Consider the following 23,063-nt stretch of genomic DNA (forward strand, 5'->3'; position numbering starts at 1 on the left):
GGCCCCTGTGCAATACAGGACCCAGCCCTTAAATCTACCAGATCAATGAACCGTCCAACTTTACGGGGTCAGTTCACCGAAGCCACCCGGGCCGTGACGCCCCTGAATTAAGAAAAAGCCCGCCACGTTTTGCGTAGCGGGCGCTAGTTCATGGGAGGAAATGACACGTGCGTGCGGTCAACGGCCCCCTTTACCCAAGATGACGATACGCCTCGCCTAGCTGGATAATAAGCGCGCGCCAGTTGCAGCGCTTTATATCCGGGTTGCGTGACTTTTCTGCCACAGACGAAGAAAGCCCGGCCACCTGAGCAGCCGAAAGCCGCCGGGCCTATAGCGTGAGCCGATTTCTCGCCGGCAGGCTTGCACATGGGGAATCTCCGGAGCAATGCTGCGGCCGTGGAGGAATCATGCGAAAAATCCTGGTGGCGCTGCTGCTGGCCGCGGCTGCACTTTATGCGAATTGTGCCCTGGCACTGGACAGCAGCGACGCCCCCGTCATCGTCACCCCGCTGGCATCACGCACCACCACGGCATCCGGTCAACCGATCACGCTGCCGCGGAAGAACGTGCAGGTGCTGGTCTCGACCTATGACATCGCACCCGGCGCGACCTTGCCGGTCCATCGCCACCCCTTCCCGCGCTACGCCTATGTCGAGGCTGGAACGCTGAAGGTCACCAATGTCGAGACCGGCAACAGCAACACCTACAAGACAGGCGATTTCATCATCGAGATGATCGGGCAGTGGCATCAGGCCACCAACATTGGCGACGGGACGGTCAAGCTCCTGGTGATCGATCAGGTCGAGGAAGGCGTCAAGAATACGGAATTGCGCCAGTAGCCACCAAGGCTATGCCCCGCCCGGTGGGCGGAAAGGCAATGCCCCCCGCCCTTGCCTCGCGGACCATTCGAACCAGGCGCTTAGCCCCAGGCGCCAACCGGCTGCCGGGTCGTTGCGTTCAGCCTGTTGAAGGCGTTGATCAGGGCGATCTGGATGACCAGTGCGGCAAGCGCCTTTTCGTCATAATGGCGGGCCGCTTCGTCCCAGACATCGTCCGGCACCGCGTCCGGCCGGTCGGCGAGCCTGGTGCCGGCTTCTGCCAACGCCAATGCCGCGCGCTCGGCATCGGTGAAATACGGGGTCTCCCGCCATGCCGCCAGCGCAAAGATGCGCTCGTCCTTTTCTCCGGCCTTCTTCAATTCGCGCGCATGCATGTCGACACAGGCGCTGCAGTTGTTGATCTGGCTGGCGCGCAGATGAATGAGCTTGCGCGTCACATAGGGCACGTCGGCCGCCTCGGTCGACTTGTCCAGCGCCAGCAGCGCCTGCACCGAACCGGGGATGAGCATCACCGGGTTCTTGATCCTTGCTCGCATGATTCTTCTCCTTTTGAATTGTTTCTCCGGGCGTGTTTTCCCGGCCCGGACGCCTCGCATCCAGGGTTTCGAACTTGATGAAACTGTTGGCTGCCTGCCGCGTATCAGGCCTGTTTTACGGCAATCTGTTCGAGCCGTTCGAGAATGCGCGGCCAGCCACTTCCCATCCCGACATAGCCACGCTCGTCCGCCGGCCGAAATCCCGACTGCTCCATTCGCACCCGGGTCGCCACACCCTCGGGCGTCAGTGACCACGTCACCACGGTTTTCAACCCGCTGTCCGATTCCGTCCCATCGCCCCAACTGTAGGCCAGCAGCCGCGGCGCCTCGACTTTCAGCACCACGCAGTTCGTCACGCCAGACCATCCGGGAACTGGTGTCGCGCGGAATGTGAAGCGATGCCCCTCTTGCGCAGCGAAGTCATTCTGCATGAGCCATTCGCCGACGAGTGCCGGCACGGTCAGTGCGCGCCATATCTTTTCCGCCGAATACGGAATCAACCTTTCGACGACGATCGATTTGGTTTCCGTCATGCCATGCTCCTCTCGTTGTTGTCGTCGTGCCACGCACGCGCAATCAATAACCCGCCAGCTATACGTCACTCATAACCTTGCGGTTATGCGACTGTCAAGAAAGGAATCTGCCATCTGGTCCAAATGGCGGCGTGGCGTTCACGCTTTCGCGTCAGCCGTCCTGGTGCTAGGGCTCTCGACAGCATCGTGAACTGGATCACCCCTTGACCACAAAAACTCGCCCGCCGCTGATTGAAATCTGTGTCGAAGGCATCGATGGCCTGCTGGCCGCGCAGGCCGCGGGCGCCGACCGGGTCGAACTCTGCGCCAGCCTGGTCGAGGGCGGCATTACGCCGAGCCTCGGCACGGTGCGCGCCGCACTCGACCAGGCGACCGTGCCGTTCCACGTCATGGTGCGGCCGCGCGGCGGCGATTTTCTCTACAGCGAGACCGAATACCGCTCGATGCTGGCCGATGTCGCCGCACTCAGCGAGCTCGGCGTGCCCGGCGTGGTGTTCGGCTGCCTGAACGCCGACGGTACCATCGACGAGAAGCGCATGGGCGAATTGACAGAGGCCGCGGGCTCGTTGAACGTCACCTGCCACCGCGCCTTCGACATGACGCGCGATCCGGCCGAGGCGCTGGAAGCGCTGATCCGCTGCAAGGTCGGCCGCGTGCTGACCAGCGGCCAGCGCGACACCGCAATCGAGGGCTTGCCAGTGCTGGCGGAGCTGGTCCGGCAGGCCGGCGAGCGCATCATCATCCTTGGCTGCGGCGGGCTCGATCTCGGCAACATCGCCGAGGTGCGAGGAAAAACCGGATTGGCCGAAATGCATTTCGCGGCCCTCAAGGACGTGCCGAGTGCCATGCGCTACCGCAATCCCAAGGTCGGCATGGGCGGCTCCGATCTCGACCGCGAGTATCGCAACACGCTGACCGATACACTGCTGGTGGCGGCGACAGTCACGGCGGCCAAGGCATGACCTCTCCGATAGACCGCATAGCGCAGGACGACGAAGCCGCCATTCTGGCGCTCAACAACGAGCACGCCGCCGAATTGTCGTGGCTCGAAGCCGAACGGCTGTCCTTCCTGCTCGGCGAGTCCTTCTATGCACGCCGCATTGGCGATCTCGAAGCCTTCATCATGACCTTCGACCAGGACGCAAACTACGACAGCCCGAACTTCGTCTGGTTCCGCGAGCGCTATGAACGCTTCATCTATGTCGACCGCGTCGTCGTCGCGGCGCACGCAAGGGGCCGCGGCCATGCTCGCCGGCTCTATCGGGACCTGTTCGACCATGCGGAGAGCGCTGGCCATACGCTGGTCACCTGCGAGGTCAACACCGACCCGCCCAACCCCGCCTCGGATGCCTTCCACGCCGCCCTCGGCTTCGCCGAAGTCGGCGACGCGGTGATCCATGGCGGCAAGAAGGCGGTGCGCTACTACGTCAGGCAGATCGCCGCCTGAACCTGCCGGCTTACCTATTCTAAAATCCGTGCGGCCTCTCGTCTGGCCACATGGAAAAATCGGCGACGCTCATTCACCAGTTGCGGTTGAGCCATTCGCGCGATGGGCGCTCGATGAGGTAGTAGCTGCAGAGCGCGCAGGCAAAAACCCCGGCCAGCATCGGCCATGGATTGCTGCCCTGCTCGTAGACGAATTTGTAGAAGGGCTGCTGCCACAGATAGAGCGAATACGACCACAGACCCAGTGTCGTCATCGGTAAGGATGACAGCCATCCGGAAAAGAACCGCGTGCTGAAATCCAGCGCGTTGACGGCAATCGCAAGCAATGGCACCGCGATCAGGTAGTGGATCGGTGTCGGTACCGAGTCCGTGAACAGGAAAACCGCCCCGATGGCCGCCGCAACGGCGACATAGGGGCCCTTCAACAAGGCCGGCAGCTTGCCGTCGGCCTTGAGCAGGCAGATCGCGGCCGACAGCAGGATCGAGGCGATGTGTACGTCGGTGCGCCAGTACGTGGTTTCATAATCCATGTGCAGGAACCAGTAGGAAGCCGCGCCATTGCCCATGGCCAGCAGAGCCAGGATCAGCAGCAGCGGGATGACACGGCTGCGGCTGGCAACGATTGCGCTGATCGCCGCCAGGATGATGTAGGCATGCTCTTCGATGCAGAGCGACCAGATGTGGTCGAGTGCGCCGGCCCGGTTCAGGAGAATTCCGGCATAGTTGTAGGTGAATGTCAGCGCCGTCAACGCGGCCTTCCATTTGAAGGCGATGAACGTGCCGGAGAGCGCGATCATGCCGACGACGACGAAGATCAGAAGCGCCGGATAGATGCGCGAGAAGCGGCGTTTGAAGAATTTCTTCAGCGGGTAGCGTTCGATGAACAGGATTTCGGCCATCAGCCGGCCGCTGAGCACGAAGAAGAATTCGACGCCCAGCACGCCCAGATTGATGCCGGGAACGGGAAAAAAATGCCCGATCAGCACTAGGGCGATCGACAGGCCGCGCCAGCCATCGAGATAGGCCAGTCTTATCCTGGCCGATCGGTCGGCAATCGCTCGGGACGGAACCAATTGGGCCGCGGAAATTTCGGACATGCCGATCCTTTCGCATTGGCATGCGAAAGGGCACGGCGGTACGCAGTCCGAACCCGGCTCGCATTCCCGCCCGCCCCATACTGCAGTGCAATATAAGTTTGTGCAAGTGCGAGATTGGCGCCGGTGCAATTCCGAGGCAAGCAGGGCCGCAATTGCCTCAAGCAAGGATGGGACGCGGCCGCCGGGAACTGGGCAGCACAGGCGCCAGGAACGAAAAAGGGCCGTGACAGCCCCTTTTCGTGTCCGCAATGATCTTGCGTCAGGCGTTGGCTGCCGCCACCGCGCGCTTGGCTATGACCGTGATAAGGTTGGCGCGGTAGTCGGCGGAAGCGTGGATGTCGCTCATCAGGTTCTTCGCCGGCACTTTCACGCCATTGAGCGACGCGGCGTCGAAGCTCTTGGCGAGTGCCGCCTCGATCTCCTTCGAGCGGAAGACGCCGTCGTCGCCGGCGCCGGTCACGGCAACACGGACGCCGTCCTTGCCCTTGGCCACGAACACGCCGACGATCGCGTAACGCGAGGCCGGGTTGCGGAATTTCTCGTAGGCTGCCTTGGCCGGCGCGGTGAAGGAGACGGCCGTGACGATCTCGCCATCCTTCAAGGCGGTTTCGAACAGCCCCTTGAAGAACTTGTCGGCTGACATTTCGCGCTTGTTGGTGATGATGGTGGCGCCCAGCGCCAGAAGTGCGGCCGGATAGTCCGCCGCCGGATCGTTGTTGGCGATCGAACCGCCGATCGTGCCCTTGTGGCGTACCGCCGGGTCGCCGATCAGCGACGCCAGATGGGCAAGCGCCGGGCAGGCCTTGCGCAGCTTCTCGTCATTGGCGACATCGTAGTGGGTCGTGGCGGCACCGATGGTGACCGTCTTGCCTGACACCTTGACGCCCTGCAGTTCCTTGATGCGTGACAGGTCGACCAGATCGGAAGGCGCCGCCAGCCGCGTCTTCATGGCGGGGATCAAGGTCATGCCGCCGGAGAGCAGCTTGGCGTCGCCGCTCTTCACGAGCCTGGCGGCTTCAGTGACCGAGGCGGCACGGTGGTAGTTGACTGCGTACATGGGATCCTCCCCTAGGTGGTTAGGCAGTAGTCAGTAGTGAGTAGGGAATGGCCGCCGCAGGAGCTGGACCCTTTTTCGCTACTCACTACTCCCTACTCACTCATTCGCCGCACGGATCGCGGCCCACACGGTCGACGGTCTGGCAGGCATGGCGATATCGGCGATGCCGATGGCGTCGGTGATGGCATTGATCACCGCCGGCGGCGAGCCGATGGCTCCGGCCTCGCCGCAGCCCTTGATGCCCAGTGGGTTGCTCGGACATGGCGTGTTCGACGTCGAGACCTTGAACGACGGCAGGTCGTCCGCACGCGGCATGGTGTAATCCATGTAGCTCGCCGTCAGCAGTTGCCCGCTGGCGTCATAGTGAGCGCCTTCCAGCAGCGCCTGGCCGACACCCTGGGCGATGCCGCCATGCACCTGGCCTTCGACGATCATCGGATTGATGATGTTGCCGAAATCGTCGGCCGCTACGAACTGGACGATCTCCGTCGTTCCGGTTTCCGGATCGATCTCGACCTCGCAGATGTAGCAGCCCGCCGGAAAGGTGAAGTTCGCCGGATCGTAGAACGCCGTTTCCTTCAATCCTGGCTCCATGCCGGCCGGCAAATTGTGCGCGGTATAGGCGGCCAGAGCCACCTGGAACCACGGCAGGCTCTTGTCGGTGCCGGCGACCTTGACTTCGCCGTTCTCGATGACGATGTCGCCCTCGTCGGCCTCGAGCAGGTGGGCGGCGATCTTCTTGGCCTTGGCCTCGACCTTGTCGAGCGCCTTGGCGATCGCCGACATGCCGACCGCGCCCGAGCGCGAGCCGTAAGTGCCCATGCCCATCTGCACCTTGTCGGTGTCGCCGTGGACGATCGAAACCGAATCGATCGGCACCCCAAAACGCTGGTTGACCAGTTGCGCGAAAGTCGTCTCGTGCCCCTGGCCATGGCTGTGCGACCCCGTCAGCACCTCGATGGTGCCGACGGCGTTGACCCTTACCTCAGCCGATTCCCACAGGCCGACGCCAGCGCCGAGCGAGCCGACCGCGGCCGACGGCGCGATGCCGCAGGCCTCGATGTAGCAGCTCATGCCAATGCCGCGCAGCTTGCCCTTCCCAGCCGCGTCCGCCTTGCGCTTGCCAAAGCCGGCATAGTCGGCGGTTTTCATGGCCGCGTCGAGCGAGGTCACATAGTCGCCGGCGTCATAGTTCATGATCACCGGTGTCTGGTGCGGGAAGGTCGTGATGAAGTTCTTGCGGCGCAGTTCGGCCGGAGACACGCCGAGCTCACGTGCCGCGGCTTCCATGGTGCGCTCCAGAAGATAGGTGGCTTCCGGCCGCCCTGCCCCGCGATAGGCATCGACAGGAGCGGTGTTGGTGTAGACGGTGCGCACATTGGCGTGGATGGCGGGGATGTCATACTGACCCGACAGCAGCGTGGCGTAGAGATACGTCGGCACGCAGGACGAGAACAGCGACATGTAGGCGCCGAGATTGGCGATCGTGTCGACCTTCAGCCCGGTGATCCTGTTGTCCTTGTCGAATGCCATTTCCACGGTCGAGACGTGGTCGCGGCCATGCGCGTCGGTGAGGAAGCTCTCGGTGCGGTCGGCGACCCATTTGACCGGCACGCCGGTCTTCTTGGAGGCCCACAGGCAGACGATCTCTTCCGGGTAGATATAGATCTTGGAGCCGAAGCCGCCGCCGACGTCCGGCGCGATCACGCGCAGCTTGTTTTCGGGTGCGACATTGTAGAAGGCGCTCATCACCAGCCGCGCGACATGCGGGTTCTGCGATGTCGTCCAGCAGGTGTAATGATCCTCGGCCTTGTCGTAATGGCCGAGCGCCGCACGCGGCTCCATGGCGTTCGGCACCAGCCGGTTGTTGACGATCTTCATGCGGGTGACGTGCGCCGCCGCCTCGATGGCGGCATCGGTCGCCTTGGCATCGCCGATCTCCCAGTCGAAGATCAGGTTGTTCTCGGCCTCGGCATGGACCTGCGGCGCGCCCTTTTCGAGCGCCTTTGTCGCGTCTACGACGGCCTTCAGTTCCTTGTAGGTGATGTCGACCGCCTCGGCCGCATCGCGTGCCTGGCCCTTGGTTTCGGCCACCACCACCGCGACCGCATCGCCGACATAGCGGACCTTGTCGACGGCCAGCGGCGACCATGCGCCCATTTTCATCGGCGTACCGTCCTTGGAATGGATCATCCAGCCGCAGATGAGGTTGCCGATACCGTCGGCCTTGAGCTCCTTGCCGGTCAGCACGCCGATGACGCCCGGCATGCCCTGAGCCATTTTCACGTCGATCTTCTTGATCTGCGCATGCGCGTGCGGGCTGCGCACGAAAGCCGCGTGCTTCATGCCGGGAACCACCATGTCGTCGACATAGCGGCCGGCGCCGGTGATGAACCTTTTGTCTTCCTTGCGCGCGACCCGAGCGCCAACACCTTCGATGCCCATCAGAATTCCTCCCGAATTTAGGGGATAGGCAGTAGGGGTTAGGCAGTAGCGGGAGGGCTCGTGGTCATATTGATGTTTGCCCTACTCACTATTGCCTACTGCCTACTGCCTATGCTGCTTGTTTCGCCTTGCCCTTGGCCCCCTTCGACATCGTCTTCGATGCGGCCAGGACCGCCTTCACGATGTTGTGGTAGCCGGTGCAGCGGCAGATATTGCCTTCGAGTTCTGCCCGCACCGTAGCCTCGTCGAGGCCTTCGGGATGACGGTTGATCATGTCGGTTGCAGCCATGATCATGCCTGGCGTGCAAAAGCCGCATTGCAGACCATGATGTTCCTTGAAGGCCGCCTGGACGGGATGCAGGTCGGCGCCGTCGGCAAGGCCCTCGATCGTAACCACGTTCGACCCGGACGCCTGGACCGCCAGCATGGTGCAGGACTTCACCGCCTTGCCGTCGACATGGACGACGCAGGCTCCGCATTGCGAGGTGTCGCAACCGACATGAGTGCCGGTCAGGCCGAGATTCTCCCGCAGGAAATGGACGAGCAGCGTTCGATCCTCGACGGCGCCGCCGACGCGCTTGCCGTTCACCATCAACGAAACGTCCGACATAGCCCCTCCCTGGGTGTCAACCTTGGTCATCACGTTGCCGACGCGCCGCTGGCACTTCGGCCATGCGTTATTCGTACACCGCACAACGCACAAAAAACAACACAAGGGAAAAGGCGGATCATTGTACTTTCGATCATGGCCAAGGCACCAAAGTGCATTCCTGCGGCCCCATTGCCAAAACGCCTCTTGGCGGCAACAATACCGTCGTCGCCCGCGCGCCAGAAGCACTGAAAAGCCGCGCACAAGAAGGCGTCGGAGGAAATGCGGGAGAACGCCGCTGACCAGTTCACTGACGCGTTACGCATGCGGTTTGTCGGCGCTCACCACGGACGAGCCCGACCCGGATGTCTTCGCACGCGCGGTGGCCGCCGAGGCCGCCGCCATCGATGCCGGCTTTGCCCTCGTGTTCTTTTCCCAAAGCCTCGTCGAGGCCGGCGCCCTCTCGCAGGCGCTCACGACGCGCGCGCCTGATCTCCACCATGCCGGCTGCTCCACCGCGGGCGAGATCACGCCGCAGGGGCTCGAGGAAGGTCATATGCTGGCGATGCTGCTGCCCTCGGCGTCCTTCACGGCGGTCAGCACCATGGTCGACAATTTGTCGACATCGGGCATGGACAGGATCACCGAAGAGGTCGAGGCCCTGCGGCGCATGCTGCGCGCCCGGCTCGGCGGCGAGCGGACCAAGAACACCTTCGCACTCTGCTTCATCGACGGGCTGTCCTATGCCGAGGAAGCAGTGAGTTCGGCAATCCACTGGGGTCTTGACGACATACCGCTGCTCGGCGGCTCGGCCGGTGACGATTTGAAATTCGAGACGACGCGTCTGATCTCGAACGGCGCGGTCACTTCGGACAGCGCCATCATCGTGCTGGTCGCCACGGAAATTCCGTTCCACGTCTTCAAGACCGACAATTTCGTTCCCACCGACGAAAAGCTGGTGGTGACCGCGTCCGATCCGGATCACCGCATCGTGCGGGAGTTCAACGCCACCAATGCGGCGGAGGAATATGCCGCCTCGGTCGGGATCGTCCCGCAGACCCTGACACCGCTGAGCTTCGCCTCGCATCCCGTGGTGGTGAAGGTGGGCGGCGAATATTACTGCCGCTCGATCCAGAGGATGCACGCGGATGGCTCGCTGTCGTTCTTCTGCGCCATCGACGACGGCGTCGTGCTGTCGATCGCCCAGCCCAAGGACATGGTCGAATCGACACGCGCGGCATTGCGCGAGGTCGAGGAAAGGCTGGGCGGTATCGATATGATCCTTGGCTTCGACTGCGTGCTGCGCCGGCTGGATGCGCGCAATCGGCAGGTCTTTCGCGATATTTCGGAGCTCTACCGGGTCAACAACGTCGTCGGCTTCGGCACCTATGGCGAACAATACCGGTCGATGCACCTGAACCAGACTTTCACCGGCATCGCCTTCGGCGATCGCCAGGCGGCTGAGTAGGCGGCGAACCGGGATGCCGCTCAGGGACATAAACGATCTCGACAGGCTGAAGAAGATCAACGCCGCCCTGGTCAGCCGCGTCGAGCGCTCGATGGACCAGCAAGGCAATGCCTTTTCGCTGTTCCAGACCGCGATCTCGCTGGAAAACCGGGTGCGCACGCGCACCGAGGAACTGCATTCGACCTTGCGCAGGCTGGAACAGTCGAACATCGACCTCAGCGCCGCCAAGGAAAACGCCGAGCTGGCGAATCTCTCCAAGACAAGGTTTCTCGCCGCCGCCAGCCACGACGTGCTGCAGCCGCTGAACGCCGCCCACTTGTCCGTCTCGGCGCTCGCCGAGGTGCAAACCAGTGACGAGGGAAAAAAGCTGGTGCGGCAGGTCGAGCGCTCGCTGGAGACGATGGAAGACCTGCTGCGCACCTTGCTCGACATTTCCAAGCTCGACGCCGGCGTGGTCCAGCCCGACATCGGCGACGTCAGCCTGGAGGCGTTGTTCTCGTCGCTGCGCTCGGATTTTCAGCCCGTGGCGGAATTGAAGGGGCTGTCGCTGAAATTCCGGCCGGTCAATGCGGTGGTCCGCTCGGACAGGACGCTGTTGCGCCGCATCCTGCAGAACATCCTCTCCAACGCGCTGGTCTATACACGCTCGGGCGGCGTCCTTGTCGGCACTCGCCATCGCGGCGACACTATCCGCATCGATGTCGCCGACACGGGCTGCGGCATTCCCGAGGACCAGCGCGAGGCAGTGTTCGAGGAGTTCCATCGCGGCACCTCGCCGGCCAATGCCGAGCTCGATGGCGGCGGGCTGGGGCTCGGGCTCGCCATCGTGCGCCGCATGGCCGGCGCGCTCGGCCACCCCGTGACGTTTTCATCCAAGGTCGGCCGCGGCACCATCTTCCATATCGATGTTCCCGTCGGCCTCGGCGCACCGGCCGATGCCATCGCCAGCGCCGCCAGCCTGGAGCGACCGCGCGGCTACGGCCTGTTCGGCACCAAGGTGCTGCTGGTCGAGAACGACGCCGAGGTGCTGGACGCCATGACCTTCCTGCTCGAACGCTGGCAGTGCCTCGTGCGCGCCGCGACCTCGACCGACGATGCGCTCGACATGCTCGGCGATACCGACTGGGTGCCTGACATCATCATTGCCGACCAGCATCTCGACGGCGGCGATCTCGGCACCGCCACCATATCGGAGGTCCGCGACTACCTCGGCCGCGCCGTGCCGGCGCTGATCGTCACCGCCGACGGCTCGGAGGCCGTCGCCAAGGCCGCCCGCTCAGCAGGCATCGAACTGATGCGCAAGCCGCTGAAGCCCGCGCAACTGCGCGCGCTGCTGGCGCATTTGCTGGCTTAGGGACCGGTGGCGAGTTAGTCGCTCAAAATCCGGCCTGATCCCGAAACAACTCCGCATTGTCCAGCTTCGACACCTCGATCACCGCCTGCGTACGGCTGTAGACGTTGAGCTTGCGTAGTATCTCCGAGACATGCGCCTTGACGGTGGTCTCGCCGACCTGCAGTTCGTAGGCGATCTGTTTGTTGAGCAGGCCCTGGCGCAACATCTGCAAGACGCGCAATTGCTGCGGCGTCAGTTTGGAGAGGCGCTGGAGCATGTCGGCGCGATCGGTGCTGTCGGCGCCCGGCGGCAGGCCCTCATAGGTTTCCGGCACATAGATCGCGCCGTCCATCACCGAGCGGATGGCGGCGGCGAGATCGCTCTTGCGCGCCGATTTCGGGATGAAACCGGCAGCGCCGTAGGACAAGGCCTCGGAGATGATTCTCGGCTCCTCATAGCCCGACACGATCACCACCGGCAGGCGCGGATAGCGGGTCCTGAGCTGCAGCAGCCCGTCGAAGCCGTGCACGTCGGGCATGCTGAGGTCGAGAAGCGCAAGGTCGAAAGGCTTTGCGTCGGCCAGCAGGTCCAGCGCCTCGGTGATCGAGCGCGCTTCGACCGTGTCGACCTCGGGATAAGCCATTTGGACGGCGCTGTGCAGCGCCTCGCGAAACAGCGGATGGTCGTCGATGATAAGAAACCGGGCGCGATCGGTGGGAGGGGTCATAGGGCTCGTTCCGGTTCACCGGGCACACCATAGTCTCCAGACCATGGCCCGATTATTGGCAAATAGTCTATCGTCGGTTGATGAAATTCATCGCTGCAAGAATGACCGGATGCCTGAATTCCTTATGTGGCCGCGGCAAAGCCCGTGCTTTGCGAAAAGCGACGCCTTGCCCGGCCTCCGAAATCGGCCGAATGTGCCGCCAGCTTCCCATCAAACGCAGAGATCGCCATGACCGCTTTCGTCCTTCCCGTCCCGCCAAGGCCTTCTGTCGCCATTGCGGGTTCCGGTGAACGCTTTGCCGTGCGGCGTATTTTCTGCGTCGGCCGCAATTATGCGGCGCATGCGCGCGAATTCGGCAATGACGAGCGCGATCCGCCCTTCTTTTTCACCAAAGCGGCCGACGCGGTGGTCGATTCCGGCACTGAAATCCCCTACCCGCCGCTGACGGAAAACCTCCACTTCGAGATCGAGCTGGTGGTGGCGATCGGTACGTCAGGCTTTCGCATATCCCGCGACAAGGCGCTGGACCACGTCTGGGGTTATGCCGTTGGCATCGACCTCACCCGCCGCGACCTGCAGGATGCCGCCAAGAAGGCGGCCCGGCCCTGGGATTGGTCGAAGGCGTTCGACCGTTCCGCGCCTTGCGGCCCGCTGGTCCCAGCACAAAAAGCCGGCCATCCAGCCAAGGGGCGTATCTGGCTCGCCGTCGACGGCGCGGTGAAACAGGATGCCGACCTCGCCGAGCTGATTTGGCCGATCGCCGATATCGTTTCGATCTGCAGCGAAGGCGTGGAATTGCAGGCCGGCGACCTGATCTTCACCGGCACGCCCGCCGGTGTCGGCGCGGTCAAGCCAGGCGAGACGATATCAGGCGGGGTCGACGGCATCGGCACGATCAAAGTGACCATCGGCCAGCCGAAGTCATGAGCGACATTGTCCTGCACAACTACTTCCGCTCGTCTACTTCGCACCGGGTGCGGATCGCCCTGGAGGTGAAGGGGGTGGACTATGACTACATCCCGCATCACCTACGCCACGGCGAGCATCTGGAGGCGGCCTATCTCGCGGTCAATCCGCAGGGGCTTGTGCCGGCCCTGGTCTGGAGCGACGGCATGCTCCTGACGCAATCGCTGGCGATCATCGAATTTCTCGACGAGACCATACCTGAACCCCCGCTGTTGCCGAAAGACCCGCCAAACAGGGCACGGGTGAGAATGCTGGCGCAGATCATCGCCTGCGACATCCACCCTGTGAACAATCTGCGCGTGCTGACCTCGCTGCGCACCCTGTTCGGCGCCGGCGACCAGGATGTCGCCAACTGGTTCCGGCATTGGGTCAATGAGGGTTTTGCGCCGCTCGAGCAATTGCTGACGGCTTCGCCCGAAACCGGCGCATTCTGTCACGGCGACACGCCGGGGCTGGCCGACATCTGCCTTGCCGCGCAAGTCACCAGCAATGCCCGTTTCGGCGTCGATATGACGCCCTATCCGACAATCGCGCGCATCAACGCCGCCTGCATGGCGCTACCCGCCTTCCAGAAAGCCGCGCCACAGAACCAGATCGATGCAGAATAGAGAAGCCACCGATGCCGGCGAGGCAAAGGCGCTGGCCGATATCGAGGCGTATGGCTGCCACATCCTCTATGTGCTGGAGGAAAACGACGAACCGCCATTCGCCTACTCCGTTGGCGTAGCGGAAACGATTTCCGCTTGACCGGTCAAGGAATCGGCTATCGTTTCCCACAATGCGTTCAGTCTCAAGGGTGGAGTGACCGATGAAAGCCGTGGTCTTCGAGAAATTCGGCGAAGCGCCGACCATCCGGACCGTGCCCGATCCGAAGCCGGCCGCCGATGGCGTCGTCATCAAGGTCGAGGCGACCGGGCTCTGCCGCAGCGACTGGCACGGATGGATGGGCCATGACGCCGATATCCGCCTACCGCACGTGCCGGGTCACGAACTTGCCGGAATGGTTGTCGCCGCCGGCAAGCACGTCACCCGCTGGAAGGCGGGCGAACGTGTCACCGTGCCGTTCGCCGTCGGTTGCGGCCACTGCTTCGAATGCACATCAGGCAATCATCAGGTCTGCGAGCACCAATCCCAGCCTGGCTTCAACGCCTGGGGCTCGTTCGCCGAATATGTCGCCATCGAACACGCCGACACCAATCTGGTGCGCCTGCCCGACGAAATGGAATTTGCCACCGCCGCCAGCCTCGGCTGCCGCTTCGTCACATCGTTCCGCGCCATCGTCGACCAGGGCCGGGTGACGCCGGGCGAATGGGTGGCGGTGCATGGCTGCGGCGGCGTCGGCCTGTCGGCGATCATGATCGCCAGTTCGGTGGGCGCCAATGTCATCGCCATCGACCTCACCGAGGAAAAGCTGGACTTCGCCAAAAAGATCGGTGCCGTGGCGACCATCAACGCTTCGACGACGCCGAACGTGGTCAAGGCGGTCAAGCAGATCACCAATGGCGGAGCCCACATGTCGATGGACGCGCTGGGCCACCCCACGACGTCCTTCAACTCGATCGCCAATCTGCGCCGGCGCGGCCGTCACGTGCAGGTCGGCCTGATGCTGGGCGAGCACGCCCGCCCGCAAGTGCCGATGGACAAGGTGATCGCCTTCGAACTCGAAATCCTCGGCAGTCACGGCATGCAGGCCTATCGCTACCCCGCGATGATGGAGATGATCCGCCACGGCAAGCTCAAGCCCGAACTGCTGGTCGGCAAGAAGATCAGCCTTGACGAGGCGCCAGCGGCCTTGATGGCGATGGGCGGTTTCGAGGGCATCGGCATCGGCGTGGTGACGAAGTTCTAGTCTAGTCTAGGCCGCGGATTCATAAAGCGAAACGACAATCTGATGGCCGCCAAGGCCATGCTCGACAGACAGAAGGCGCCGCTGGTACTTTCATCGGCAATGTCGCAATTGAGCGCCAACTCGGCGCACCTCATGGCGACTCTCCCACCACGCCCGGTACAACTTATTGGGTCAGTGACTTGAGGAGAGTTTCTATGCGTGGTCATTGCTTATGTGGCGCTATTGCTTTCGAAGTCGATGGGACGGCGCAAGCATGCGTGGCCTGTCATTGTGAAAGTTGTCGGCAACAATGTTCCGCGCCGATGACCACCTACATTGGCGTCTTGGACGGCCACTGGCGATGGCTGGGCAAGCCACCGAAAATATTCAATTCCTCTCCCGGTGTGGAAAGAACATTTTGCGATAACTGCGGAACGCCGCTGTCCTTCCGCTCGACGAACATGTCTGGTGTCATGCATTTTTTTGCCGCGGCGATGGAGGAGCCAGAAAAATTCGCACCCACGCTGCATGTCGCTTTTGAGGAGAAGGTCCCTTGGTTGAAACTCGCCGACGGCCTGCCGACACGCGTTGGGCCTGACTATACGAAGAACTAGTCGGGGGTCGGCATCATCACTATGCAGTCGCACGCCGCGGCAAATCCCGCCTGGCGAACTTCTTCGCGCCGAACACGCATGTCACCACGCCGAGCGTGACGACGATCATCATCGGGCTGACCTGCTCGTGCAGCAGCGTCGCCGCCAGTGCGAGCCCGAAAAACGGCTGCAGGAGCTGCAGCTGCCCCACCGCTGCAATGCCGCCTTGGGACAAGCCGCGATACCAGAAGACGAAGCCGATCAGCATGCTGAACAGCGAGACATAGCCAAGACCGATCCAGGCATTGGAGCCGACACTGGCGAAGGATGGCGGCAGGGTCGCAAACGTCAGCACAAGCATCACCGGCAGAGACAGCACCAGCGCCCAGCAGATCACTTGCCAGCCGCCGAGCTTGCGCGACAATGCTGCACCCTCGGCGTAGCCAAGGCCGCAGGCGATGATGGCCGCAAGCATCAGCCCATCGCCGACCGGCGAAGCCGTAACGCCTTGCGCAAGCGCGAAACCCGCCACCAGCGCGCTGCCGAGGCATGAGAACAGCCAGAAGGCCGGCCGGGGCCGTTCACCGCCGCGCAGCACACCGAAGATCGCGGTCGCCAGCGGCAGCAGGCCGACAAAGATGATGGAGTGGGCCGAGGTGACATGCTTCAGCGCCAATGCCGTCAGCAAGGGAAAGCCGACCACCACGCCAAGAGCAACAATGACAAGCGACAGCAAGTCATGACGCGAAGGGCGTTTCTCGCGGAATGCAAGCAGCAGCGCGACGCCAAGCAGACCAGCTATGACCGCGCGGGCCGATGTCAGGAATATCGGATCGAGATCCATCACCGCCACACGCGTAGCCGGCAACGAACCGCTGAAGATCAGCACGCCGATAAATCCGTTCACCCAGCCGCTCGCCGTCTTGTCCATCGCAGGCTCCATCGCTTTCGCCCTCTATCGTGCGGACGCCCATGGTGCGGCCAGAGACAATAGGGTACAATTCGATGAAACTGTAATGGCGGATCGAGCAGTACGGATGACAGACCTTGCTTTGGAAACTGACGGCGCACGCACCCTTGTGGAGAGCGTCATGGCGACCATCCGTCAGCGGATCGCCGCGCGCAGCCTGACACCGGGAACCCGATTGCCGTCGATCCGTGCCTTCGCGAAGTCCATGCGGGTGTCCAAATCCACCGTCGTCGAAGCCTATGAGCGGCTCGCCGCCGAAGGCGCGATTCGCTCACGGCCGGGTTCCGGATTTTATGCCGCCGGCTCTCTGGCGCCGCTGTCTTTGGCCGAGATCGGCCCCCGGTTAGATCGTGCCGTCGATCCGCTCTGGGTTTCGCGCCAGTCGCTGGAGGCAGGCGAGGAGGTCCTGAAACCCGGCTGCGGTTGGCTGCCGGCTTCATGGATGCCACAGGCAGGGCTGCGCCGGGCATTGCGCACGGTCGCGCGTGCCGACGATGTCGCGCTTGCCGATTACGGCACGCCGCTCGGGCTGCCGCCGTTGCGACAACTGCTGGCGCGGCGCATGGCCGGGCACGGCATCGAAGCTTCGCCCGAACAGATCATGCTGACGGAATCGGGCACCCAGGCGATCGACCTGCTCTGCCGGTTCCTGATCGAGCCCGGCGACACGGTGCTGGTCGACGATCCCTGCTATTTCAATTTCCACGCTTTGCTGCGCGCCCATCGCGCCAAGGTCGTCAGCGTTCCCTATACGCCGTCGGGGCCGGACATAGAGTTGTTCGGCCAGGCGCTCGCCGAACATCGGCCGCGCCTCTACATCACCAACTCCGCCATCCACAATCCCACGGGCGCGATCCTGTCTCCGGTGACGGCCCATCGTTTGCTCAAGCTGGCCGACCAGTCGGATCTGACGATCGTCGAGGACGACATCTTCGCCGATTTCGAGCACACCCCTGCCCCCAGGTTGGCGGCGTTCGATGGCCTCAGCCGCGTCGTCCAGATCGGCAGTTTCTCCAAGACGCTATCGGCATCGGTCCGCTGCGGTTTCATCGCCGCGCCCCGCGACTGGATCGAGCGCCTGACCGACCTCAAGATCGCCACGACATTCGGCGGCGGACGGCTGGCGGCCGAACTGGTGCTGACGTTGCTGAAGGACGGCAGCTACCGCAAGCACATGGATTTGCTGCGCGCCCGCCTTGCACGCGCCATGGTAGAGACCAGAGCCCGGCTGAAAGCGATCGGCATCACGCCCTGGATCGAGCAGCCGGCCGGGTTGTTCCTGTGGTGCGGCCTGCCGGACGGGGTGGACGCGGCCGAAATCGCCCGCCGCGCGCTGGCCGACAACATCGTGCTGGCACCCGGCAACGCGTTCAGCCTGTCGCAGTCCGCCAGCCGCTTCCTGCGCTTCAACGTCGCCCAGTGCGCGGACGAGCGAATTTTCAAGGCGCTCGAAACGGCGATGGCTCGCTGATTTGGCAAGAAATCGTCAGTGCTTCGCACAGACCTCGCGCACGCACTCACGCAACCAGCGTTGCGCCGGATCGGCATCGAGGCGCGGATGCCAAAGCATGGAGATAGTGACCTCCGCGATGGTGACCGGCAGGGGAAAACTGTGCATGCCGGCGCGCGCTCCTGTCGTATGCCGCTCGGGTACGCTGGCGATCAGGTCCGAGGCACGCGCCATGGCAAGTGCCGCCGAAAAACCCGAGACCATGCACACCACCGTCCGCCGCAAGCCAATCGTGCCCAAGGCCTCGTCGATCGGCCCTTTCTCGCGGCCGCGCCGCGAAACGCTGATGTGCCGGCCGGCCGCATAGCGCTCGGGCGTCACCTTGCCCTCGCTCAGGGGGTGGCCTGATCGAACAGCGCCGATGAAGCGATCGCGAAACAGCGCCTGTATGCGCAACTCGGGTCCGGTTTCGCCGGCAACGCCGATTTCAAGGTCAATCGCCGCCTCACGCAGCGACATCGCATCCTTGTCGGACTTCGGCGAGAAACGCAGCCGCACCCCCGGCGCATTGGCCTCGATGCGGGCGACGAGGCGGGGCGCGAACTCCTCGACGAAGCTTTCGTTGGTACGCAACGTGAAGACCCGGTCCAGGCTCCGGGGATCAAGCAACTCGGTAGGGCGCAGGAGCACCTCCGCGTCTTGGACGACACGGCCGACCTGTCGCCGCAATTCCTCCGCACGCGGCGTCGCCACCAGGCCGCGCCCGGCACGCACCAGCAGAGGATCGCCCGTTGCCTCGCGCAGCCGCGCCAGCGTCCGGCTCATCGCCGAAGGGCTGAGGCGCAGACGGCGCGCCGCGCGCGCCACGCTGCCCTCGGCCAGCAGGACATCGAGGGCAAACAGCAGATTGAGATCGGGTGATGTCATCGATCGATCATAGCATGATATGGCGTTTGACGCACGGATAAGATGCAAATGCTGCTCCTTCCGCCGCATCAACCACAAGACTAGATCTCCGACAGCTCCGCTTCGAGAGCAGACAGAAAGGGGATCGCCTTGGCAGTCGCTGAGCAAAATCGGGAACTGATATCGACGCCGCGACAGGTCCGGTCCGCCGGCCTGGCGCTGGCGAGCCTGTCGCTTGCGACCCTGCTATCGTCGTTGGGAACCAGCATCGCCAGCGTCGGGCTGCCGTCGCTCATGCAGGCTTTCGATGCATCGTTCCAGTCCGTGCAATGGGTGGTTCTCGCTTATCTGCTCGCCATCACGACGCTGATCGTCGGTGCCGGGCGGCTCGCCGACATGTTCGGGCGCCGGCCGTTGCTGCTTGGCGGCATCGCACTGTTCACGCTGGCATCGGTGCTCTGCGGCCTGGCACCGACGCTCTGGCTGCTGATCGCGGCACGCGCCATGCAGGGGCTTGGCGCCGCGCTGATGATGGCGTTGACGCTGGCCTTCGTCGCGGAAACCGTGAGCAAGGAGCGAACCGGCAGCGCCATGGGCCTGCTCGGCGCCATGTCGGCGATCGGCACGACGCTCGGGCCTTCGCTTGGTGGCTTTTTGATCGCCGGCATCGGCTGGCGGACAATCTTTCTTGTCAATGTCCCGCTGGGCCTTCTCACCTTCGCTCTCGCCTGGCGTGCCTTGCCGGCGCGTGGCGGAACAATGGAGGCCGGTCGAGGCACGTTTGACGTCATGGGCACAGCCTTGCTGGCCCTTACCTTGGGCGCCTATGCCTGGCATTGACGCTCGGCAAAGGCAATTTCGGCTTGCTCAATTTGGGCTTGCTGATCGCGGCCGGTATTGGCGTCATCATGTTCGCCACCGCGCAGGCGAAGGCGAAGGCGCCCCTTGTCCAACCCGCCAGCTTCCGCGACCCGCAACTGAGCGCCGGCCTAGCCATGAGCCTGATCGTCGCCACGGTGATGATGGCAACCCTGGTGGTTGCTCCGTTCTATCTGTCGCGCGGGCTCGGACTGGATGCCGCGATGGTCGGAATGGCGCTTTCGACCGGACCACTTGTCTCGACCCTGTCGGCACTGTTGGCCGGCCGCCTGACCGATCGCTTCGGTGCCCGCAGGATGATGGTCGCCGGCCTGGCCTGCCTCGCCACGGGGACGGTCCTCCTGTCGCTTGCCCTGACCAAGCTCGGCATTGCCAGCTATGTCGTTCCAATCACCGTCACCTGCTTCGGCTACGCCCTGTTCCAGACCTCCAACAACGCAGCAGTCATGGGCGGTGTAAGCGCAAACGAGCGTGGCGTCGTTTCCGGTCTGCTCAACCTGTCGCGCAATCTCGGTCTTATCACCGGCGCATCGCTGATGGGCGTCATATTCGCGGTTGCATCGGCCGGTACGCGACAAGGAACAGGGCAGGACGTTCTGAGTTCCGCTTCGGCCGCCCGGGGCATGCAGGTCACCTTTGAGACGGCAACGGCCCTGGCGCTGGTTGCGCTGCTGCTCGCGCTGTTCTCACTGCGCTTTGCCGGCCGTACCCGGCCCGGGGTTGCGTGACCTGTTGACGCTACCGGCGGCGGGCAGCCCAAAGGACCGCCGTTCAGGCCCCTGCCCGTTTGCGGCGTTCGTAAAGCATGACCAGCGTTTCAGCCATCAGCGCCGGCTTTTCCTCGCCTTCGATCTCGACGGTGTTGGCAGCCTTCATCAGGTACTGGCCCGGGCCTTTGTCTTCCATGGAAAGCAAGGTCGTGCGCAGGCGAATGCGTGCGCCGACCCTGACCGGCGCCAGGAAACGCACCTTGTCGAAACCGTAGTTGAAAGCGGCCTGCGTATTCTCGGGCACGATCCCCATGTCGAGGGCCAGCGCGCCGATGATCGACAACGTCAGATAGCCATGCGCGATCGTGGTGCGGAACGGGCTTTGCCGCCGCGCCCGTTCAGGATCGACATGAATCCATTGATGGTCGCCCGTGCATTCGGCGAACTGGTTGATACGGTTCTGGTCGACCGTGGTCCATTCCGAGACGCCGAGCTCCTGTCCGGACATCGTTCTCAACTGCTCGTAGGTAGGCGGCGTTTTAGGCCGTACTTCCGTCATTCCTGCTTTCCCGATCGCTTCCAAGCTTCCGGACCACGAACCGGCGGCCTCTGTCAATTCGTACTGCGCAAATCCGTTCCGGCGGATTCGAGCTCATTCGTGCCATGCCTTGCCATGCGATGGCAGGCCGAATTCGGATTTTCCGAGCTTCCAGGTTACCAGGAGTTCATGCCGTGGCGCTAATGCAACTATGTGCAAGGTTGCGGAATCGCGAACCGCCGTGCCCGGCCGCGGGCGGAACGACAATCGATGAGAATCTACTTCTGCCCGTAACCGGCGCGGACCTCCTCCATCGCCTCCTTGATGCGCGCCCGCAGGATGTCGATCGATTCGGTGCCTGATTTTCTGGCCAGTTCAGCCACTTCACCCGTGTTCTTGAGCGCGGCCTCGAAGGATTTTCTGGCAAACTCCGTCTGCTTGGCCATTAGCTCCTGCGGATTGCCCGGTGCGCGGTAGCTCTGCGCCATGTCGGCGACCTCGCGCAGCGTGTCCTGCAGCATTTCGCGCTGCTTCGACAACACCGAGGATGCCCCGGCCGCACTGGTCCGTGCCGCCTTCTCCAGCGCTTCGAGATTCTTGCGATGATGGGCAAGGATCGCCTCGACATCGACGTTGGGCACCTTCAGGTCGCGGCCGAACCTGCCGAACATCTCCATGAAGGAATCGGATTCCGGTTGCCTGGCCATGATTGTCTTCTCCCCTGTCGCCGCGGGTGCGGACGCCCTCGACGGGAGAATAGCACTCGAACGCCGTGTGTCCATTTCGAACGCACGCCTGGCGGTCGACACGGATCAATTGACCGGGAGCAGCAACTCGATCGTATAGAGCACGATGCCAGCCAGCCCGCCGATGATCATGCCGTTGAAGCGGATATATTGCAGGTCCCTGCCGATGTTCATCTCGATCAGGCGTGTCAGTTGCGCCAGATCCCAGCGCTTGACCTGGTCGGCGATGAATTTCGATACGCCGCTCTTCTGGTTCTCGACGAAAGAGGCCAGCGCCACCACGAATCCTCCGTTCATGTCGGCCCGGATCTGCGCATCGCCGGCAAGATGGCGGCCGACCTCGACGAACATGTTGGCGAGATGTTCTCGTATCAGCGAATTCGGCGCCTTGGCGTCCTGCTCGATGAACAGGCTGAGGCTCTCCCACATGTCGCCGGCCAGCGCCCTGACTTCGGGTCTGGCGAGGAAATCGCGCTTCATTTTCTCCGCTCGCCTGGCATATTGCTTGGACGTGCGCAGCCGCTCGACGAAACCTTGCGCGAAACGGTCGAATTCAGCGCGCATCGGGTGGTCGGGATCGGCACGCGCCTCATCCAGCAACGAGCCCGCCGAGGCGACGATCTTCTTCAGGAGATAGGCATCGGCGCGGAACAGGTTGAACAGCGACGGCAGTTCCTCGTGGATCTTGTCGCGCATCGTCGCCAGCGCCTGTTCGTCGCTGAGGAACCGGCCGATGACCTTGATGAACTCGTCGAACAGCCTCTGGTGGCGGCGGTCGTCGGTGAGCGCCGACAAGAGTTCGGCGGCTAGCGGCGCCAGCGGCACCTTTTCGATCTGCTCGAGCATGCGGCTGGTGACGAAACCGCGCAGACCGGAGTGCTCGACGGCGGCAAGCGCCTGCGGCACCAGTCTCACGACGAAGCGCGACAGGTCGGCGGCGCGCTCGGCATCGGCCAGCCAGTCGGCGACGAGCGCCGAAAAATCGACCTCGGCGAGTTTTTCACGCACCGGCTCCGGCGCCAGGAAATTGACCTCGATGAAACGGCCGAGATTGTCGGCGATGCGGTTCTGGTTTTCCGGAATGATGGCGGTGTGGGGGATGGGCAGCCCGAGCGGCCGTTTGAACAGCGCCACCACCGCGTACCAGTCGGCAAGGCCGCCGATAGTTGCCGCCTCGGCGAAGGCGGCGACGAAGCCGAGCCACGGATAGCTGCTCTGGAAGGACTTGGCCAAGGCAAAGACCAGCACGCAGAGTGCCAGTGCGGCGGTGGCGACGAACTTTGTCCGCCGTAGCGCGGAAAGCTTGGCGCCCGCGTCGGCATCGAACCGCAGTGGCGCCAGGGACTGGTCCGATTGAGCCATGGATGGGCCGCTCCTCGTCGATCTCAAGCCTATCTAGTGCTGCGG

The 23,063-nt window shown here is 63.3% G+C and carries 24 protein-coding genes and 1 pseudogene; 13 read left to right on the top strand and 12 right to left on the bottom strand.

Features of this window, described 5'->3' with window-relative positions; all coding sequences use genetic code 11:
* Nucleotides 1-407 precede the first annotated feature (407 nt).
* A complete protein-coding gene (locus LB543_RS16920) occupies nucleotides 408-839 on the top strand; it encodes a cupin domain-containing protein (RefSeq protein ID WP_140808842.1) in 432 nt (143 codons plus the stop codon).
* Nucleotides 840-919: 80 nt separating this feature from the next.
* Here LB543_RS16920 and LB543_RS16925 read toward each other — a convergent pair whose 3' ends face one another.
* Nucleotides 920-1,375, bottom strand: a complete 456-nt coding sequence (locus tag LB543_RS16925; protein WP_140761459.1) for a carboxymuconolactone decarboxylase family protein — start codon at nucleotides 1,373-1,375, stop codon at nucleotides 920-922.
* 104 nt (nucleotides 1,376-1,479) lie between these two features.
* Nucleotides 1,480-1,908, bottom strand: coding sequence for an SRPBCC domain-containing protein (locus LB543_RS16930; RefSeq protein ID WP_224614850.1), 429 nt, complete (start codon nucleotides 1,906-1,908; stop codon nucleotides 1,480-1,482).
* Nucleotides 1,909-2,111: 203 nt separating this feature from the next.
* On the opposite strand from LB543_RS16930, the gene LB543_RS16935 reads away from it, so the two are divergent.
* Together LB543_RS16935 and LB543_RS16940 are read left to right on the top strand one after the other, a co-directional pair.
* Nucleotides 2,112-2,870, top strand: coding sequence for a copper homeostasis protein CutC (locus tag LB543_RS16935; protein WP_224614851.1), 759 nt, complete (start codon nucleotides 2,112-2,114; stop codon nucleotides 2,868-2,870).
* Nucleotides 2,867-3,355 (top strand): GNAT family N-acetyltransferase, encoded by a 489-nt coding sequence (locus LB543_RS16940; RefSeq protein WP_224614852.1) that lies wholly within the window; start codon nucleotides 2,867-2,869, stop codon nucleotides 3,353-3,355. Before LB543_RS16935 ends, LB543_RS16940 begins: the two co-directional genes overlap by 4 nt.
* Nucleotides 3,356-3,428: 73 nt before the next feature.
* On the opposite strand, the gene LB543_RS16945 is transcribed toward LB543_RS16940, so the two are convergent.
* The 4 genes from LB543_RS16945 to LB543_RS16960 form a co-directional block, all read right to left on the bottom strand.
* Nucleotides 3,429-4,451 carry an acyltransferase family protein gene (locus tag LB543_RS16945; protein WP_224614853.1) on the bottom strand — a complete coding sequence of 341 codons (1,023 nt, stop codon included), beginning with the start codon at nucleotides 4,449-4,451 and terminating at the stop codon, nucleotides 3,429-3,431.
* A 259-nt stretch (nucleotides 4,452-4,710) separates the two neighbouring features.
* Complete coding sequence (locus LB543_RS16950; RefSeq protein WP_224614854.1) at nucleotides 4,711-5,508, bottom strand: FAD binding domain-containing protein; 798 nt, start codon at nucleotides 5,506-5,508, stop codon at nucleotides 4,711-4,713.
* Between the two features lie 96 nt (nucleotides 5,509-5,604).
* Nucleotides 5,605-7,953: a xanthine dehydrogenase family protein molybdopterin-binding subunit gene (locus LB543_RS16955; protein WP_224614855.1), complete on the bottom strand. Its 2,349-nt coding sequence runs from the start codon at nucleotides 7,951-7,953 to the stop codon at nucleotides 5,605-5,607.
* Between the two features lie 109 nt (nucleotides 7,954-8,062).
* Entirely contained in the window at nucleotides 8,063-8,563 is a 501-nt protein-coding gene (locus LB543_RS16960) for a (2Fe-2S)-binding protein (RefSeq protein ID WP_224614856.1), read from the bottom strand.
* A 62-nt stretch (nucleotides 8,564-8,625) separates the two neighbouring features.
* On the opposite strand from LB543_RS16960, the gene LB543_RS16965 reads away from it, so the two are divergent.
* Genes LB543_RS16965 through LB543_RS16975 form a run of 3 tightly spaced genes read left to right on the top strand, consistent with a single transcriptional unit; the run spans nucleotide 8,626 to nucleotide 11,364 of the window.
* Nucleotides 8,626-8,844 carry a hypothetical protein gene (locus tag LB543_RS16965; protein WP_140808860.1) on the top strand — a complete coding sequence of 73 codons (219 nt, stop codon included), beginning with the start codon at nucleotides 8,626-8,628 and terminating at the stop codon, nucleotides 8,842-8,844.
* 29 nt (nucleotides 8,845-8,873) lie between these two features.
* A complete protein-coding gene (locus LB543_RS16970; RefSeq protein ID WP_224614857.1) occupies nucleotides 8,874-10,010 on the top strand; it encodes an FIST signal transduction protein in 1,137 nt (378 codons plus the stop codon).
* Nucleotides 10,011-10,023: 13 nt separating this feature from the next.
* The gene (locus LB543_RS16975; protein ID WP_224614858.1) at nucleotides 10,024-11,364 is read left to right on the top strand and encodes a hybrid sensor histidine kinase/response regulator; all 1,341 of its coding nucleotides are present in this window, start codon (nucleotides 10,024-10,026) and stop codon (nucleotides 11,362-11,364) included.
* A gap of 22 nt (nucleotides 11,365-11,386) precedes the next feature.
* Here the strand turns inward: LB543_RS16975 and LB543_RS16980 are convergent, their stop codons facing one another.
* The gene (locus LB543_RS16980; protein WP_224614859.1) at nucleotides 11,387-12,070 is read right to left on the bottom strand and encodes a response regulator; all 684 of its coding nucleotides are present in this window, start codon (nucleotides 12,068-12,070) and stop codon (nucleotides 11,387-11,389) included.
* 228 nt (nucleotides 12,071-12,298) lie between these two features.
* Between LB543_RS16980 and LB543_RS16985 the strand changes: the two genes are divergently transcribed.
* The 5 genes from LB543_RS16985 to LB543_RS17005 all read left to right on the top strand — a co-directional run bounded on the left by LB543_RS16985 (nucleotide 12,299) and on the right by LB543_RS17005 (nucleotide 15,478).
* Nucleotides 12,299-12,997, top strand: a complete 699-nt coding sequence (locus LB543_RS16985; RefSeq protein ID WP_224614860.1) for a fumarylacetoacetate hydrolase family protein — start codon at nucleotides 12,299-12,301, stop codon at nucleotides 12,995-12,997.
* Nucleotides 12,994-13,644 carry a maleylacetoacetate isomerase gene (gene maiA, locus LB543_RS16990; protein WP_140761497.1) on the top strand — a complete coding sequence of 217 codons (651 nt, stop codon included), beginning with the start codon at nucleotides 12,994-12,996 and terminating at the stop codon, nucleotides 13,642-13,644. Before LB543_RS16985 ends, maiA begins: the two co-directional genes overlap by 4 nt.
* Complete coding sequence (locus LB543_RS16995) at nucleotides 13,634-13,783, top strand: DUF4262 domain-containing protein (RefSeq protein WP_224614861.1); 150 nt, start codon at nucleotides 13,634-13,636, stop codon at nucleotides 13,781-13,783. The genes maiA and LB543_RS16995 overlap by 11 nt, the downstream gene beginning before the upstream one ends.
* Before the next feature lie 61 nt (nucleotides 13,784-13,844).
* Nucleotides 13,845-14,885 (top strand): zinc-dependent alcohol dehydrogenase family protein, encoded by a 1,041-nt coding sequence (locus LB543_RS17000; RefSeq protein WP_224614862.1) that lies wholly within the window; start codon nucleotides 13,845-13,847, stop codon nucleotides 14,883-14,885.
* 194 nt (nucleotides 14,886-15,079) lie between these two features.
* Complete coding sequence (locus tag LB543_RS17005; RefSeq protein WP_224614863.1) at nucleotides 15,080-15,478, top strand: GFA family protein; 399 nt, start codon at nucleotides 15,080-15,082, stop codon at nucleotides 15,476-15,478.
* Between the two features lie 19 nt (nucleotides 15,479-15,497).
* Here LB543_RS17005 and LB543_RS17010 read toward each other — a convergent pair whose 3' ends face one another.
* On the bottom strand, nucleotides 15,498-16,388 hold the full coding sequence (locus LB543_RS17010) for a DMT family transporter (protein ID WP_140813145.1): 891 nt from the start codon (nucleotides 16,386-16,388) through the stop codon (nucleotides 15,498-15,500).
* 106 nt (nucleotides 16,389-16,494) lie between these two features.
* Here LB543_RS17010 and LB543_RS17015 point away from each other — a divergent pair, with 106 nt between their 5' ends.
* A complete protein-coding gene (locus LB543_RS17015) occupies nucleotides 16,495-17,898 on the top strand; it encodes a PLP-dependent aminotransferase family protein (protein ID WP_224614864.1) in 1,404 nt (467 codons plus the stop codon).
* Between the two features lie 15 nt (nucleotides 17,899-17,913).
* On the opposite strand, the gene LB543_RS17020 is transcribed toward LB543_RS17015, so the two are convergent.
* The gene (locus LB543_RS17020; RefSeq protein WP_224614865.1) at nucleotides 17,914-18,804 is read right to left on the bottom strand and encodes a LysR family transcriptional regulator; all 891 of its coding nucleotides are present in this window, start codon (nucleotides 18,802-18,804) and stop codon (nucleotides 17,914-17,916) included.
* 129 nt (nucleotides 18,805-18,933) lie between these two features.
* Here LB543_RS17020 and LB543_RS17025 point away from each other — a divergent pair.
* A pseudogene (locus tag LB543_RS17025) lies at nucleotides 18,934-20,390 on the top strand (MFS transporter).
* Between the two features lie 43 nt (nucleotides 20,391-20,433).
* Here LB543_RS17025 and LB543_RS17030 read toward each other — a convergent pair.
* The 3 genes from LB543_RS17030 to LB543_RS17040 form a co-directional block, all read right to left on the bottom strand.
* Entirely contained in the window at nucleotides 20,434-20,931 is a 498-nt protein-coding gene (locus tag LB543_RS17030) for a MaoC family dehydratase (protein WP_224614866.1), read from the bottom strand.
* Between the two features lie 257 nt (nucleotides 20,932-21,188).
* A complete protein-coding gene (locus tag LB543_RS17035; RefSeq protein ID WP_224595228.1) occupies nucleotides 21,189-21,617 on the bottom strand; it encodes a phasin family protein in 429 nt (142 codons plus the stop codon).
* A 105-nt stretch (nucleotides 21,618-21,722) separates the two neighbouring features.
* A complete protein-coding gene (locus tag LB543_RS17040; RefSeq protein ID WP_224614867.1) occupies nucleotides 21,723-23,018 on the bottom strand; it encodes a DUF445 domain-containing protein in 1,296 nt (431 codons plus the stop codon).
* Nucleotides 23,019-23,063 lie beyond the last annotated feature (45 nt).

It is taken from the genome of Mesorhizobium sp. ESP7-2, from assembly GCF_020164715.1.
Lineage (GTDB): Bacteria > Pseudomonadota > Alphaproteobacteria > Rhizobiales > Rhizobiaceae > Mesorhizobium.

Coding starts and splice junctions, on each gene's coding strand:
- LB543_RS16920 (WP_140808842.1), top strand. CDS start 408: ATGCGAAAAATCCTGGTGGCGCTGCTGCTGGCCGCGGCTGCACTTTAT.
- LB543_RS16925 (WP_140761459.1), bottom strand. CDS start 1,375: ATGCGAGCAAGGATCAAGAACCCGGTGATGCTCATCCCCGGTTCGGTG.
- LB543_RS16930 (WP_224614850.1), bottom strand. CDS start 1,908: ATGACGGAAACCAAATCGATCGTCGTCGAAAGGTTGATTCCGTATTCG.
- LB543_RS16940 (WP_224614852.1), top strand. CDS start 2,867: ATGACCTCTCCGATAGACCGCATAGCGCAGGACGACGAAGCCGCCATT.
- LB543_RS16945 (WP_224614853.1), bottom strand. CDS start 4,451: ATGTCCGAAATTTCCGCGGCCCAATTGGTTCCGTCCCGAGCGATTGCC.
- LB543_RS16950 (WP_224614854.1), bottom strand. CDS start 5,508: ATGTACGCAGTCAACTACCACCGTGCCGCCTCGGTCACTGAAGCCGCC.
- LB543_RS16955 (WP_224614855.1), bottom strand. CDS start 7,953: ATGGGCATCGAAGGTGTTGGCGCTCGGGTCGCGCGCAAGGAAGACAAA.
- LB543_RS16960 (WP_224614856.1), bottom strand. CDS start 8,563: ATGTCGGACGTTTCGTTGATGGTGAACGGCAAGCGCGTCGGCGGCGCC.
- LB543_RS16965 (WP_140808860.1), top strand. CDS start 8,626: ATGCGTTATTCGTACACCGCACAACGCACAAAAAACAACACAAGGGAA.
- LB543_RS16975 (WP_224614858.1), top strand. CDS start 10,024: ATGCCGCTCAGGGACATAAACGATCTCGACAGGCTGAAGAAGATCAAC.
- LB543_RS16980 (WP_224614859.1), bottom strand. CDS start 12,070: ATGACCCCTCCCACCGATCGCGCCCGGTTTCTTATCATCGACGACCAT.
- LB543_RS16985 (WP_224614860.1), top strand. CDS start 12,299: ATGACCGCTTTCGTCCTTCCCGTCCCGCCAAGGCCTTCTGTCGCCATT.
- maiA (WP_140761497.1), top strand. CDS start 12,994: ATGAGCGACATTGTCCTGCACAACTACTTCCGCTCGTCTACTTCGCAC.
- LB543_RS16995 (WP_224614861.1), top strand. CDS start 13,634: ATGCAGAATAGAGAAGCCACCGATGCCGGCGAGGCAAAGGCGCTGGCC.
- LB543_RS17000 (WP_224614862.1), top strand. CDS start 13,845: ATGAAAGCCGTGGTCTTCGAGAAATTCGGCGAAGCGCCGACCATCCGG.
- LB543_RS17005 (WP_224614863.1), top strand. CDS start 15,080: ATGCGTGGTCATTGCTTATGTGGCGCTATTGCTTTCGAAGTCGATGGG.
- LB543_RS17010 (WP_140813145.1), bottom strand. CDS start 16,388: ATGGACAAGACGGCGAGCGGCTGGGTGAACGGATTTATCGGCGTGCTG.
- LB543_RS17015 (WP_224614864.1), top strand. CDS start 16,495: ATGACAGACCTTGCTTTGGAAACTGACGGCGCACGCACCCTTGTGGAG.
- LB543_RS17020 (WP_224614865.1), bottom strand. CDS start 18,804: ATGACATCACCCGATCTCAATCTGCTGTTTGCCCTCGATGTCCTGCTG.
- LB543_RS17030 (WP_224614866.1), bottom strand. CDS start 20,931: ATGACGGAAGTACGGCCTAAAACGCCGCCTACCTACGAGCAGTTGAGA.
- LB543_RS17035 (WP_224595228.1), bottom strand. CDS start 21,617: ATGGCCAGGCAACCGGAATCCGATTCCTTCATGGAGATGTTCGGCAGG.
- LB543_RS17040 (WP_224614867.1), bottom strand. CDS start 23,018: ATGGCTCAATCGGACCAGTCCCTGGCGCCACTGCGGTTCGATGCCGAC.